Origin of the sequence: Streptomyces sp. NPDC126499 (assembly GCF_040302485.1) — a bacterium.
In the GTDB taxonomy this organism is placed as follows: Bacteria; Actinomycetota; Actinomycetes; order Streptomycetales; family Streptomycetaceae; genus Streptomyces.
This window is the reverse complement of record NZ_JBEOUO010000029.1, coordinates 82,138-95,087: the sequence shown is the minus strand read 5'-3', so window position 1 is coordinate 95,087 and position 12,950 is coordinate 82,138. Positions and strand designations below refer to the sequence as shown.

The following is a 12,950-nucleotide window of genomic DNA, read 5'->3' as shown; positions in this document are numbered from 1 at the left end:
CGGCCGCGGGGGGGGGGGGGGGGGGGGGGGGGGGGGGGCGTCTTTGTTGTCCCGCCCCACTACTCGGTGGGGGCGCGGGGGGGGGGGCGGCCCGGGGGGGGCCCCCCCGCCTTGGGGGCCTGGCTTACCCGGCCCGGTTCTTCGTGCGCTTGGGAAGGAAGAACATCAGGCCCCACATCAGGGTGAGGAGGGTGCCGACCCACCACAGCACGGTGACGAACGCCTCCCGGTTGACTCCGGCGTCGGGCGAGCCGCCGGTGGTGGCGAAGAACACCAGGGCGGTCAGCGCGGTGCCCAGCGCGATGCCCAGGTGGATGGCGGTGTTGAACAGACCCGAGGCGGCTCCGGCGTTCTCGTGCGGGACGCGGGCCAGCGACAGGTCGGCCAGCGGGCCGCTGACCATCCCGAGTCCGAACCCGACCAGTACCACCGGAGCGGCCATCGCCAGCAGAGACAGGTCTGCCTGGCCTTCGGCTGCCTGGAGTCCGTAGGCGGCCATCGCGGCGGCCGCGATGAGAGCTCCGGCCTGGGGAAGACGGCGGGCGAAGCGTCCGCCGCTCTTCGCCGCGAGCGTCGCGCCGGCCAGCTCTCCCAGGGAGAGCAGCACGAAGGCCAGGGCCGCGTGGAAGGGGCTCATACCCAGGCCGTCCTGGAGGTAGAGGGTCCAAGTCATGAAGAACAGCCCGCACAGCAGGCCATGCACCAGTTGCGCGGCCGTGCCACCGGCAAACTGCCTGCCCCGGAAGAGGGGCAGCGGCACCAGGGGTGCCTTGTTCTGCTTGCGCCGCTGATGGCGCAGGAAGACGCCCAGCACGAGGAGACCGGCGGCGAGCATGGCGAAGCACCACAGCGGCCAGTGATGGAGATGCCCCTCGCTGAGCGGGAAGACGATCAGCACGACGGCCAGCGCGGACAGCAGCATGCCGGCGAGGTCGGGCCGGGCGGCCTTCTTCACGGTCGACTCGGGGATGAACCGGCGTCCCAGGAGGAGCACGGCGAGGCCGACGGGCACGTTGACCAGGAAGATCGGCCGCCAGGACAGCCCGAACAGGTCGGCCTCGGTGAGCAGGCCGCCCATCACCGGGCCCAGGACGTTGGCGAGCGACATGATCGCCCCGTACAGGCCGAACACCTTGCTGCGGTTGCGCCCGTCGAAGGTGACGTGGAGGGTGGCCAGGATCTGCGGGATCATGATGGCCACGCCCACGCCCTGGAGGGCGCGGGCGCCGATCAGCACGCCCGGCCCGGTGGCCAGGCCGCACAGCAGCGAGGCCGTGGTGAACACGACGGTGCCGATCAGGAGGATCTTTCGCCGGCCGTAGAGGTCGCCGAGGCGCCCGCCGGTGATCAGACCGACGGCGACGGGCAGGGAATAGCCGGTGGTCAGCCACTGCACCGCGTCCGGTCCGGCGCCGGTCGAGGACTGGATCGCGGGCAGGGCGGTCAGGACGACCGACTGGTCGATCATGTCCATCAGCTCGGCGCCCAGCAGCACCAGGAGGGCGATCCAGGCCGCCAGGCCCATCTTCGACAGTCCGGGTGTGGGGTGGTCTGAGGGTGGGGTGGTGTGCTGCGGCTCGCTGTCGAGCGCGGGGGAAGGCACTGTGTGGGGCTCCTGTTTCACGGAGTCGGGGAGCCCTGCCGTCAGCCGCGCCGGGGCCGGAAAACACGAAACCCGGGGCAGACGGCAGAGCTGCACCCGGATAATGACAGGGAAATGCGGGGGTGGGTGACGCAACTCAGGCCAGCGCGACGTCCGCCCCCGGACACGTTCGAACGATCAGAACGTGGGGAACTGCGGACGGCTACTTGGCCTGGGAGATAAGTCGTCACCTCGAATCACAGCGCCGAGCCCCGGAGTGGGCACAGGCGGAACCCAAACAGGGTAAGCGCCGCTCCGGCGTCCATGCAACGCGATGCCGCCCTGCTCCGGTCGGCCGTGATTCGACCGGCCGGTCGTCCTCGGTCACGCGCATCGTCCGTGCCGCTCACGATGCCCCGGCGGCGGGCGCCGATCGGGCGGTTTCCGCCTCGGGGGTGGTGCGGGGGCCGGGCACCGTGGCCGCCACGGTGGCGAGGTCGAGGTGGGAGTTCATGTCCAGCTCGAACCGGCCGTAGGGGTTCACGTGGGTCCAGAACAGCGGGGACAGGGCCCGCCGGTCGGTGTCGGTGAGCCGCTTCTGCCACTTCTCCTCGCTCAGGATGTCCTGAAGCAGCAGGGTGTTGACGTGCACCAACGCGCTGGAGCTTGTTCACCTCCGCCAGCAGACTGTCCAGCCCCAACGCCCCGGGATCGGCCTTCAGCTCGGTAAAGGACGTGCCCCCGCCGCCCGCGCTCTCCTCCGTGCCGGCGTCCTCGGCGATCAGGTCGTCCAGCCGCGACCCGGTCGCCGCCGACAGCCGGCCCACGGTGGCCGCGCAGAACCGCTCCTCGAAGGCGTTGACCGCCTTGCCCACCAGCCGGGCGATCTGCCCTGGGGCCGGCGGCTCCAGCCGGTCCTTGCGGCACCGGGCCACCACCGCCTCCGCCAGCCGGTCCCGGGACAGCTCCACCCCGCACAGCTCGACCGCCAGCCGCTCGGCAAGCTGGGCCTGGTCCTCCTCGGTGCACTCACGGAAGCCGAACGCTCCCCGGATCTCCATCCGGTGCCGCTTGATCGCCCGCCCCGACCAGTCATACGCAGCCCACTCCTCCGCCGCCACCTTCACCTGCTGGGCGACGTACGAGACCGCCGGCACCGGTACCTCCCCGGCGCTCCGGGAACCGGGCCTCCACCTCGAAGAACTTCAGCAACAGCGCAAACCCCAACCGGTTCGCCCCTACTTGTTCCGCAGCCGCTCCTGGTCCTCCTCCAGCAGCGTCCAGACCTCGATCAGGTCCTCCGGCTCCCACTCCTGCCGCACGCCGGCCTCCTCCCGGTCGTCATGACCCGACCAACCTGGCGCAGCGTGCCCACAAGGGAGACGAGAAGATCCAAACCGCTGACAAGCTCACCCCAGATCCGCACAGAGAGCTACTTGTCACTTCGCCGTAGCTTCGGGAGAACAGGGCCGAGGCGGGCGCCAGGCCTCGCCCAGAGCGCGACGGCGGTCCGCCGGCGGAACGCACCACACCGTCCCGGGTCGAGCAACCGAGTGGTGCTGAAAGGCGGCGACATCGTCTTGGGCGGCGGGGTGCTCTCGAAGACGGGCGGATGCCAGGGGGAACCCTAGGGGGTGTGCCGGAGGGCCGACTCGTAGGCCTCGTCGGGGTCCAGGCGGCGCAGCTCCTCGGCGATGAGTTCGGCGGTGGTGCGGACCTTGAGGGCCATGACGCGGCTCGGCTGGCCCGGGATGGCGAGGTGGGCCACCGGGCCCTCGGGGCGGTCGATGCGGATCTCCCCGTCGGGGGTGCCCATGCGGACGGCCGTGACGACGGGACCGTCAGTGACGACCCGTTCGACGGGGACGTCGAGGCGCTGCTCGAACCAGCGGGCGAGGAGTTCCGCGCTGGGGTTCTCCGCCTCGCTCTCGACCGCGGCCGAGGTCACCGTCGTACGGGCCTGGTCGAGGGCGGCGGCGAGCAGCGAGCGCCACGGGGTGAGCCGGGTCCAGGCGAGGTCCGTGTCGCCGGGGGCGTAGGCCGCGGCGCGGGTCGCGAGCGCGCCGATCGGGTCCTCGACGGCGTACGCGTCGGTGATGCGGCGCTGGGCGAGGGCGCCCAGCGGGTCGCGGGAGGGCACGTCGGGGGCGTCGACCGGCCACCAGACGACGACGGGCGCGTCGGGCAGCAGCAGTGGCAGGACGACGGAGTCGGCGCGTCGGGCGACTTCGCCGTGCAGGCGCAGCAGCACGGTCTCGCCCGCGCCCGCGTCGGTGCCGACGCGGACCTCGGCGTCGAGGCGGGGCTCGTTGCGGGCGCGCGGGGAGCGGGCGTGGCGCTTGATGACGACCAGGGTGCGGGAAGGGTGCTCGCGCGAGGCCTCGTTGGCGGCTCTCACGGAGTCGTAGGCGTTCTCCTCGTCGGTGACGACGACAAGGGTGAGGACCATGCCGACGGCCGGGGTGCCGACCGCACGGCGGCCCTGCAGGATCGCCTTGTTGATCTTGCTGGAGTTGGTGTCCGTGAGGTCGATCTTCATGACCGGCACCGGTTCCTTCCGTCACGTGCGCGCATGTCGCGGCTCTCCCCCTGCTCTCCCCGTAGCACCGGATCGGCTCCGGATCTTCCCCCAGGGTATGCGGGCGCTCAGGACTCGCCGAGCGAGAGGACGAGCTTGCCCCGCGTATGCCCTTCGCTGTTCAGGCGCCACGCCTCCGCGGCCTCCCGCAGCGGCAGGACCTTCTCGACGAAGACGGTGAGCCGGCCCTCGTCGGCGAGCGCGGCGAGGGTGGCCAGGCCCATGCCGTCGGGCCGTACCCACACGTAGTGGCCGCCGAGGGCGGCGGCCCGGTGGTCGGCGACGGAGACCAGGCGCTCCGGGGTGCGCAGCAGTTCCAGGGAGACGTCCACGGACTCGCCGCCGACGAAGTCGAGCGCGACGTCGACGCCGTCGGGGGCGAGCTCCCGGACGCGGTCGGCGAGACCTGGTCCGTACGCGACGGGTTCGGCGCCGAGGCCGCGCAGGAAGTCGTGGTTGGCGGGGCTCGCGGTGCCGATCACGCGGGCCTCGCGGGCCACGAGGATCTGGGTGGCGAGGGAGCCCACTCCCCCTGCGGCGGCGTGCACGAGCACGGTGTCGCCGGCGCCCGCGCCGACGCGGTCGGCGGCCTGCAGGGCGGTGAGCCCGGCGAGCGGGAGGCCCGCCGCCTGCGCCCAGCTCAGGGAGCGCGGTTTGCGGGCCAGCATGCGCACGGGGACGGCCACGCGTTCCGCGTAACCGCCGTGCTCGGCGCTGTCCTTGCGGATGTAGCCGAACACCTCGTCGCCGGGGGCGAATTCGGGTGAGTCGAGGCCGTTGCCGGCCACGACCCCGGCGATGTCCCAGCCGGGGATCATGGGGAAGTGGGCGACCATGATGGGGTCGAGTCCGCCGGCGGCGAGCTTCCAGTCGACGGGGTTGACTCCCGCCGCCTCGATGCGCACCAGGACCTCGCCGGGGGCGACCTTGGGCTCGGGCAGTTCGGTGAGGGTGAGCTTCTCGGGGCCCCCGTACGCCGGCATGGCCATGGCCTGCATGGGGTCAGCCCTCCGTCTCGCGGGCGGCGCCGTGTTCGGGCTCGGGTTCGCCGGACGCGGAAGGCGCCTGGCCGGGGCCCGGTCCGGCGTCCTGTTCGGGCGGGGCGGCGATCGCCTGGGCGCGGCGGCCGACGACGGCCGCGGCGGCGAGCGCGGTGCCGATGAAGGCGGTGGCGACCACCCAGGGCCGGTCGAGTACGTGTCCGGTGGCGTGGTCGAGGGAGTAGCGGCCCGCGCCGGTGACGCCGATGGCGGCCGCGGTGAAGCCGAGGAAGGCGGGGTACTCGTAGCCGCCGCTCATGGCGAAGAAGCCGGAGGGGGCGTGCACGGAGACGGCGCCGGCCATCGCGCCGGCCGCGGCCGCGCCGGCCGCCGGCGTGGCCAGGCCCAGGGCCAGCAGCGCACCGCCGCCGGCCTCGCCGAGTCCGGCCGCGACGGCGCTCTGCCGGCCGGGTGAGAAGCCCATGGCCTCCATGGCCTGGGTGGTGCCCTCGATGCCGCCGCCGCCGAACCAGCCGAAGAGTTTCTGGGCCCCGTGCGCGGCGAGCACGGCGCCGGTGCCGACCCGCAGGACGAGCAGACCGAGGTCGCGGCGGTTGAGAGCGGTCATGGGGTTCTCCCGGAGGGGACACGGGCGCGGCGGGTGTGCGCGCCCTCCACAGTCGTCCTCCACTCTGCGCCGTGCGGGCCTTCGACCCGATGCGTTGTTCGTCCATACAGGCGACGCGGTCGATCCCGCCGCTCGCGCCGTGGACCGACCCCGCCGGGCCGGATCCGGCTGATCGCGGCCGGAGCGATGGATTCGTGACGGCGTTCCAGGTGGACGCGCGCGCCCAGCGCCTTCCGCCCGGCGTCCGCGCGGCCTGTGGCGCGAGGCCCCCGGCAGGGGCGCCGGCTCCCTTGCGCTACATTTTGCCGGTCCTTGACCGCGATCGTTCACGATCACTTCCCTCCGGAGCCGTCATTCCATGACCGACATCGTCAACGGCCTGGGCCGGACGGCGGCCTACGGCGCCCTCGGCGTCGTCCTGCTGATCCTCGGCATCGTCCTGGTCGACCTCCTGACGCCCGGCAAGCTCGGCCGGCAGATCTGGGAGGACCGCAACCGCAATGCTGCGGTCCTGCTGAGCTCCGCGCTCCTCGGCATCGGCGGCATCGTCTTCACCTCGATCTGGACGACGTACGAGGACTTCGGCAAGGGCCTGGTGTCCACGGCCGCGTTCGGGCTGCTCGGGCTCGCGATGATGGCGGTGGCGTTCTGGGTGGTGGACCTGGTCACGCCCGGCAAGCTGGGCAAGACGCTGGTCGACCCGGAGCCGCACCCGGCGGTGTGGGTGACGGCCTCCTGCAACCTCGCGGTGGCGGCGGTCATGTCCGCCTCCATCGCCTGAGCCGGCCGCCCAGGCGTTCTGCGGCCCCGGCAGCGCGGAGGAGTCGCGGGTGGCGGCCGGCCGAGCCCCGGCGAGCCGGGCCGGGCTCAGCCCGGCGGGCCGGCCGGCTCCACCTCCAGGAAGCGGCGGTGACGGGGGCCGCGGTAGAGGAGGGCGTCCCAGCCAAGGCGCGTGAGGGCGTCGGCGCAGGCGGTGAGGGCGGCCTCTTCCTGCCGGGCGGCGCCGGAGCCGGGCGGGCCGAGCCATTCGACGACCGCGGTGCCGGGGCGTTCGCCCGGTGTGACGCGGTAGCCGGTGGCGACACGGGCGCCGGAGGCGTCGACCGCCGACGGGGGCTGCCTGGCCGCCTCCAGGGCCAGGGCCACCGCCCGGACCGGCCGGAGGCGCTCCCACTCGGCGGGCCGGGCGGCGGGGTCGCCGCCCTGGCGGTTGGTCAGACGGCGGATCTGCAGCAGTCCTTCGTACGCGGCCCGCACCTCACGGGAACGCTGTTCCGCCTCGCCCGCCGGCAGCGGCGGCCCGTCCCCCGTGGCCGCGTCGAAGCCGCCGCTCACAGCAGCCGCCGGATGTCGCCGCGGACCCGGTAGAAGCCGCCGGAGGCCGGGTGCAGGGCGTCGACCACATAGCGTGCGCCGGGCTCCCGGATCGCGCGCGGGAACTGCACGTTCCACCCGCGCTCGTAGCCTTCGGTCACCACGTGGACGCGGGTCCTGCCGCCCTCCTGGACACATTCGACGACGACCGAGCCGGCCGGGACGGCACGGACCGCGTCGACGGCGGCGACGGTGGTCGCCGGGGCGTAGGTGGGGAGCGCGGCGGCGAGCTTGATGTCCTGGGCGACCGGGACGGTGCCCTGCTGTGCGGCGGCGATGGCCGCCTCACTCGCGTCCACGCACAGCAGTGAGCCGTCCGTGGTCACCAGATACAGCCGCTCGTCGCGGTACTGCATGGAGAGGGCGGAACCGCCGCCCGTGCCCAGCTTCCACAGCCGGGTGCCGTCCTCGGCGAAGCAGTAGACGGACGAGGCGTTGTCGCCGGCGAAGACGAACCGGCCGCCGGGCGAGGTCGCGCAGGAGTAGACGGGGCTGTCGCAGCCGTAGACCGCCTCGGTCCGGCCGTCCTCCTTGGCGAGGCGGTGCACCTTGCGGCGGGCCGTGCCCGCGTAGACGGAGGCGTCCTCCTGCCAGCCGAAGAGCACCCCGCCGTCGGCGGCGGTGTGCCAGAGCTCGCCGCCGCCGTCGGGGGCGTAGGCGGTGACGCCCCGACTGTCCCCGTAGTAGACGGCGTGGGAGTCGGCGCGGACCATCCAGGCGTGCTCGCCGGGGCCGGAGCGCGCCCACTGGTGCTCGTCCTCGTGGTCGATGACGGTGAGCCGGCCGGAGCGGTCGGCCACGTTCAGCACGCCCTCGTGGATGTCGAGCCAGAAGATGTCGACGTCGGCGGCGATGTCGTAGGCGGCGAAGGGGAGTTTGGACGACAGGTCGTAGACCCGGCCGTCGTCGCAGCCCGCGTAGATCCAGAAGTCGTCGGCGACCAGGCACTTGACGCCGTCGGGCAGGCTGAAGCGGGCCTGGACCTCGCCGCTGTGGCCGAGGGTGAAGACCTCGCCCGCCTGGTTGCCGACCCAGCAGCGCTCGTCGTCGACGTGGATGCCGAAGGCCGCGGAGCCGGTGCGGAAGCGCCACAGGACGGGGGCGACCGAACGGGCCGTGGAGGGCGCGGAGCTGACCGCGCGGCGGGTCACGGCGCGCGGGGCGCGCTGTCCCTGGACCGCCGGCGCGTATCCCTTGCGGACCTTCTCGCCTATCTTCTTCGCGGCCGCCGCCTGGGCCTTCTCGACCGTCGCGAAGGTCGAGGTCTGGGTCTGGCCGGCCGCGCCGATCCGCCCGTAACGGACCGACACCACCGTGCCGCTGACCGTCACTTCGTAGAACTTGTGCGCGCCGCCGCCGTCCTGGGACAGCTCGAGATAGGTCTTCGTCGTCATGTCGAGAACGGTAGGGGGAGCCACTGACAACGCCCCTCGGGCCGGCTGCGGGCAGGGACCAAAGTCCGCGCGATTCGGGACCTTCGTCGCGGCATTTGGGACATTAACCCTTGTGACGATGGTTTCCGAAGATCATCCGACTCGTCGTCACCTCGTCGAGGGACGGCCGGAAGGGCCTCATGAGCGAGCGACAGAAGCGGCCCCTGCCCGTACGCGTGCGCTTTCACGCGGACGGCATACCGATGGACGACCTGTTCCGGGCCGAGCCCGCGGCAACGCCGGCGGCGGCATCGACCACGACCCTGCCGGCCGTCCCCCGGCCGACCGGAGAACGGCCGACCGGAGAACGGCCCACGGGAGAACGGCCCACCGGGGAACGGCCCACCGGGGAACGGCCGGCACGGGAGAGACCGGTACGGGAAAGACCGGCACCGCCCGCCCTCCCGCTCCGGCCGCCGCCCGAGGAGCCCGAGCTCGCGGAGCGGCCGGGCCCCGCCCTGCCGGGCTGGAGCGCCGTCCTTCTCGCCCTCACGGCGCTCGGCGCGGCGGCCGCGCTGCTGTGGCGGGCCCGGCCGCTGCGCTCGGTCCACCTGCCGCCCTGGGAGTGGGCGGCGCTCGCCGGCTGCGCCGTGGTCGCCGTGGTCGCGCTCGGCGGTCTCACCCGGGGCCGCACCGGCAGCGCGTGGGTGCTGACGCTCTTCGGCCGCTACCGGGGCAGTGTCCGGCGCACCGGCCTCGTGTGGATCAGCCCGTTCGTGCTGCGGCGGCGGATCGACGTACGGCTGCGGCACTGGCGCAGCGAGCCGATCGCCGTGGTCGACGCGGAGGGAGCGGCCCTGCGGGTCGTGGTCCTGGTGGTCTGGTCGGTGCGGGACACGGCGCGGGCACTGCTGGCCGTGGACGACCATCTGGAGTACCTGCGGGAGCAGGTGGAGGCCGCCACGGCACGGGTCCTGTCGCAGCTGCCGGCGGACGCGTTCCGGGACGACGGGCCCTCCCTGCGGGACGCGGAGGCGGTCGGCGACCGGCTGACCCGGCTGCTGGCGGCGGAGTGCCGGCCGGTCGGCGTCGCGGTCTTCTCGGCGCAGCCGACGCGCATCGAGTACGCGCCGGAAGTGGCCGCGGCGATGCGGCGGCGGCAGATCGCGGCGCTCGACGCGAAGCACCGGGAGGCGGTGCTGACGAGTGTGATCGACGCCGTGGACGACACGGTGACCCGGCTGACGAGCCGTGGGCTCGTCGAGCTGGACGACTTCGAACGCCAGGCCCTGGTCAGGGATCTGACCGTGGCCTTCTGCACCCGGCGTGGCGGACTGTCCGAACAGAGTCAGGAGTAATGAGGCAATGGTGGAGACGACCGGTCTGGAGATTCCCGGTTTCACCGATGTCATACCCGACGGCGGCTGCGGCTGCGTGGGGTGCGCGGCCGCCGGGGCCGCGGCGCGCGCGGAGCACGGCGGCGGTCAGGCCGGGCTGCGGGGCGTACGCCGCGCCGTCGTCGCCGCCGTCGGCGCGGTGGCCCTCGCGGGCACCGCCGCGGGCCCGGCGTCCGCCGAACCGGCGCCCTCGCACGCGGGCTGGGACGGCTCCCGCTACTGGTTCAGGAACGAGACCGGCCAGTGGCGCTGGACCAGTCACCACGCCACGTACGTCCAGCGGACCGGCGCCGCGAGGGGCCGGCCGGCTTCCTCCCCCGCCCGCCGCACCGGCGAGCCGGTGTTCCGTGGCCACCAGGGGTGGGACGCGCGGGACCGCGTGTACTGGTACCGGAGCGGCGGTCACTGGTACTGGACCAGTCACCGGGCGACGTACGAACGGCGTACGGGCGCGAAGGCCAGGGGCTCCGGCGGCGCGGACACGAGCGGGACGTCCAAGGGCGGGACGTCGAAGAGCGGGACGTCCAAGATCGGGACCTCCAAGGGCGGGACGTCCAAGGGCGGGACGTCGAAGAGCGGGGGCACGCGCGCGGGTTCAGGGGCGGTCCCGATGACCAGGGGCTGGACGGCGCCCGTCTCCTCGTACGTCTTCACCGGCTTCTACGGCCAGCGCGGCACCTGGTCGAAGGGCTATCACACGGGGCAGGACTTCGCGGTGCCGTCGGGCACGACGGTCCGCGCGGCGGGACCCGGGCGGGTGGTGCGCGCGGGCTACGGCGGCAGTTACGGCTACGAGGTGGTGATCCGGCACGGCGACGGCCGCTACACGCAGTACGCCCATCTGTCCCGCATCGACGTGTCGGTGGGGCAGAGCGTGCCGGCCGGCCGGCGCATCGCCCTGTCGGGTGCGACGGGCCGGGTGACGGGCCCGCACCTGCACTTCGAGGTGCGAACGACGCCGTACTTCGGCTCGGACGTCGACCCGCTGGCGTATCTGCGCGGGCACGGGGTGCGGGTCTGAGCGCGGAGCTCGCGGGTCAGCCCGCCACGCGCTCGATCCAGGCGGTCAGGTCGGCGACGACCTCGTCCCGGTTGGTCTCGTTGAGCACCTCGTGGCGGGCTCCGGCGTAGGTGCGGTACGTGACGTCGGTGAGGCCGGCGGCGCGGTAGCGGGAGACCAGCAGGTCGGACAGGGCGAGGCGGCCGTTGAGGGGGTCGTGGTCCCCGACCATGACGTAGAGCGGGAGGTCGGCGGGGATGCCGCGCGGGTCGGTCAGCCGGCCGGCTCCGGCCGCCATGTCGGCCATGGCCTGGCCGTCGGCGGTGAAGCCGCACAGGGGGTCGGCGAGATAGAGGTCGACCTGTTCCTCGTCCCGGCTGAGCCAGTCGGCCTCCGTACGGGCGGGCTCGAAGGCCTCGTTGAAGGCGGCGAAGGCGCCGCCGCCCTCGCTTCCGCCCTCCTCGGTCCGCCCTGCGGGGTCCAGCAGGGCGCCGAGGAGGCGGTCGACGGCGGTGGTGCCGGAGAGGGCCACGCCGTCGACGAGCGCGGCGTGGTCGAGGAGGTACTGCTGGGCGGCGAAGGAGCCCATGCTGTGGCCGAGCAGGATCACCGGGAGGCCGGGGTGGCGCTCGCGGGCGATCCGGGTGAGGGCGGCGATGTCGGCGACGAGGAGGTTCCAGCCGTCGGCACCGAGGTGGCCGGGGCCGGCGTGCATGGACAGGCCGTGGCCGCGGTGGTCGCCCGCGTAGACGGCGTAGCCGAGGCCGGCCAGGTGCTCGGCGAGCGGGGTGTAGCGGCCGGCGTGCTCGCCCATGCCGTGGGCGATCTGCACGATGCCGCGGGCCGGACCGGCCGGCTGCCACGCGTGGACGTGGATCTCGACGCCGTCCTGCGAGGTGAAGGTGAACACGAATGCCTCCTGGAACGCGTGCCGGGCCCGCGGTCCCGACCCGGGGGCGCCGCCGCCACCGTAGCGGCGTTCGGCATTGCCGAACACCACTGTCCGGTGGTGATGCCCGTCACGGCGCCGGGGCGTCAGGTCGTCGTGACCCCGGTGCGGGTCGCCCGGTCGGTGGGTGCGTCGTTGACCGCGAACACGCTGGGTCCGGCGCACGGGTGGTCGGCGTACCGGGAGGACGCCCCTCCGCCCAGGCTCACCTTGTCGCCCTCCCTCGCGAAGACCTTTCCGCGCGGGTCGTGGACGACGGCCGCACCGCCCTGGATCCGGGTCGTCCAGCCGTGTCCCCAGGTGAGGGCGACGGTCGTTCCGTCGGTGTCCGACCTCACGGCCACGCAGTTCGTGTCCGTGACCACCAGCGTTCCCGCCAGGAGCCCCAGCAGGGCGGCCGTCGGGTCGTCCTTTCCGCGCAGGATCATCCGGGGCGGCGTCTCGGGGTTCCCGGCCGTCCCGGTCGTCGTCCCCTGAGCGGAGACCGTCTTCGGCGTCCGGTCCGCCGAGGACTCGCCGGCGAGCGACCCGCAGCCGGTGAGCCCCGCGAGGAGCAGGATTCCCACCACGGCCGCCACGCCGCGGTGCGCGGTCCTTCTCTGCCGCGTGTCGAGCTGGTCTGTCATGGCATCCCGTCCGTTCGCCAGACGCACGACTGGTGTGCGCTCCGAGGCGGGACGGCCGTGCCGTCGCCAGGGTTCCGTACGGGTTCCGTACGCGTTCCACACGGGGTCCGTACGGCGGCACGGCCGCGTGTCAGCCGACTTCCAGGGAGACGCCCCAGGTGTGCAGGCGTGGCGAGGAAGGCTTGGCGGATGTCGTGACTCTCCGGCGGATCCGCGGGCGACGGCGCCCGTACGGGCTGCCAACTCACCTTCGCCGGCCCGGAGTTGGGTATTCCGTCCGACGTCCTCGCGCGGCGCCACGGCGGGCGACCGGCGGTTTCAGGCCAGACCGAGGGGACCGGGCGGCGCTCCTCGCGTGGGCGTACCCGCGTCCCCGCGAGGTCGCGCCGCGTTCCAGGCCCCGCGCGCATACGGGCAGGCCGTGGCGCCCGTTCCTCACACCGACGGACCTTCAGCCGCCCGC

The 12,950-nt window shown here is 73.6% G+C and carries 12 protein-coding genes and 1 pseudogene; 3 read left to right on the top strand and 10 right to left on the bottom strand.

Annotated features, from left to right (window positions below; all coding sequences use genetic code 11):
- Positions 1-124 precede the first annotated feature (124 nt).
- From ABTZ91_RS30685 to ABTZ91_RS30660, 6 genes and pseudogenes are all read right to left on the bottom strand, one after another.
- On the bottom strand, positions 125-1,603 hold the full coding sequence (locus tag ABTZ91_RS30685) for an MFS transporter (protein WP_352080488.1): 1,479 nt from the start codon (positions 1,601-1,603) through the stop codon (positions 125-127).
- A 385-nt stretch (positions 1,604-1,988) separates the two neighbouring features.
- On the bottom strand, positions 1,989-2,234 hold the full coding sequence (locus ABTZ91_RS30680; protein ID WP_352080487.1) for a Tn3 family transposase: 246 nt from the start codon (positions 2,232-2,234) through the stop codon (positions 1,989-1,991).
- A gap of 271 nt (positions 2,235-2,505) precedes the next feature.
- Positions 2,506-2,703 (bottom strand): annotated as a pseudogene (locus ABTZ91_RS30675) (DUF4158 domain-containing protein); the annotation flags it as partial.
- Positions 2,704-3,209: 506 nt separating this feature from the next.
- Entirely contained in the window at positions 3,210-4,121 is a 912-nt protein-coding gene (gene opcA, locus ABTZ91_RS30670; RefSeq protein WP_352080486.1) for a glucose-6-phosphate dehydrogenase assembly protein OpcA, read from the bottom strand.
- 107 nt (positions 4,122-4,228) lie between these two features.
- Positions 4,229-5,158, bottom strand: a complete 930-nt coding sequence (locus tag ABTZ91_RS30665; protein WP_352080485.1) for an NADP-dependent oxidoreductase — start codon at positions 5,156-5,158, stop codon at positions 4,229-4,231.
- 4 nt (positions 5,159-5,162) lie between these two features.
- A complete protein-coding gene (locus ABTZ91_RS30660) occupies positions 5,163-5,768 on the bottom strand; it encodes a DoxX family membrane protein (protein WP_352080484.1) in 606 nt (201 codons plus the stop codon).
- A gap of 358 nt (positions 5,769-6,126) precedes the next feature.
- On the opposite strand from ABTZ91_RS30660, the gene ABTZ91_RS30655 reads away from it, so the two are divergent.
- A complete protein-coding gene (locus ABTZ91_RS30655; protein WP_345484173.1) occupies positions 6,127-6,549 on the top strand; it encodes a DUF350 domain-containing protein in 423 nt (140 codons plus the stop codon).
- Positions 6,550-6,635: 86 nt separating this feature from the next.
- Here the strand turns inward: ABTZ91_RS30655 and ABTZ91_RS30650 are convergent, their stop codons facing one another.
- Together ABTZ91_RS30650 and ABTZ91_RS30645 are read right to left on the bottom strand one after the other, a co-directional pair.
- A complete protein-coding gene (locus ABTZ91_RS30650; protein WP_352080483.1) occupies positions 6,636-7,103 on the bottom strand; it encodes a hypothetical protein in 468 nt (155 codons plus the stop codon).
- Positions 7,100-8,536, bottom strand: a complete 1,437-nt coding sequence (locus ABTZ91_RS30645; RefSeq protein ID WP_352080482.1) for a WGR domain-containing protein — start codon at positions 8,534-8,536, stop codon at positions 7,100-7,102. The genes ABTZ91_RS30650 and ABTZ91_RS30645 overlap by 4 nt, the downstream gene beginning before the upstream one ends.
- Positions 8,537-8,715: 179 nt before the next feature.
- On the opposite strand from ABTZ91_RS30645, the gene ABTZ91_RS30640 reads away from it, so the two are divergent.
- Positions 8,716-9,873 (top strand): SPFH domain-containing protein, encoded by a 1,158-nt coding sequence (locus tag ABTZ91_RS30640; protein WP_407078062.1) that lies wholly within the window; start codon positions 8,716-8,718, stop codon positions 9,871-9,873.
- Positions 9,874-9,880: 7 nt separating this feature from the next.
- A complete protein-coding gene (locus ABTZ91_RS30635) occupies positions 9,881-10,933 on the top strand; it encodes a M23 family metallopeptidase (protein WP_352080481.1) in 1,053 nt (350 codons plus the stop codon).
- Positions 10,934-10,949: 16 nt separating this feature from the next.
- On the opposite strand, the gene ABTZ91_RS30630 is transcribed toward ABTZ91_RS30635, so the two are convergent.
- Complete coding sequence (locus ABTZ91_RS30630; RefSeq protein WP_352080480.1) at positions 10,950-11,822, bottom strand: alpha/beta hydrolase; 873 nt, start codon at positions 11,820-11,822, stop codon at positions 10,950-10,952.
- Positions 11,823-11,947: 125 nt separating this feature from the next.
- Entirely contained in the window at positions 11,948-12,487 is a 540-nt protein-coding gene (locus tag ABTZ91_RS30625; RefSeq protein WP_352080479.1) for a hypothetical protein, read from the bottom strand.
- Positions 12,488-12,950 lie beyond the last annotated feature (463 nt).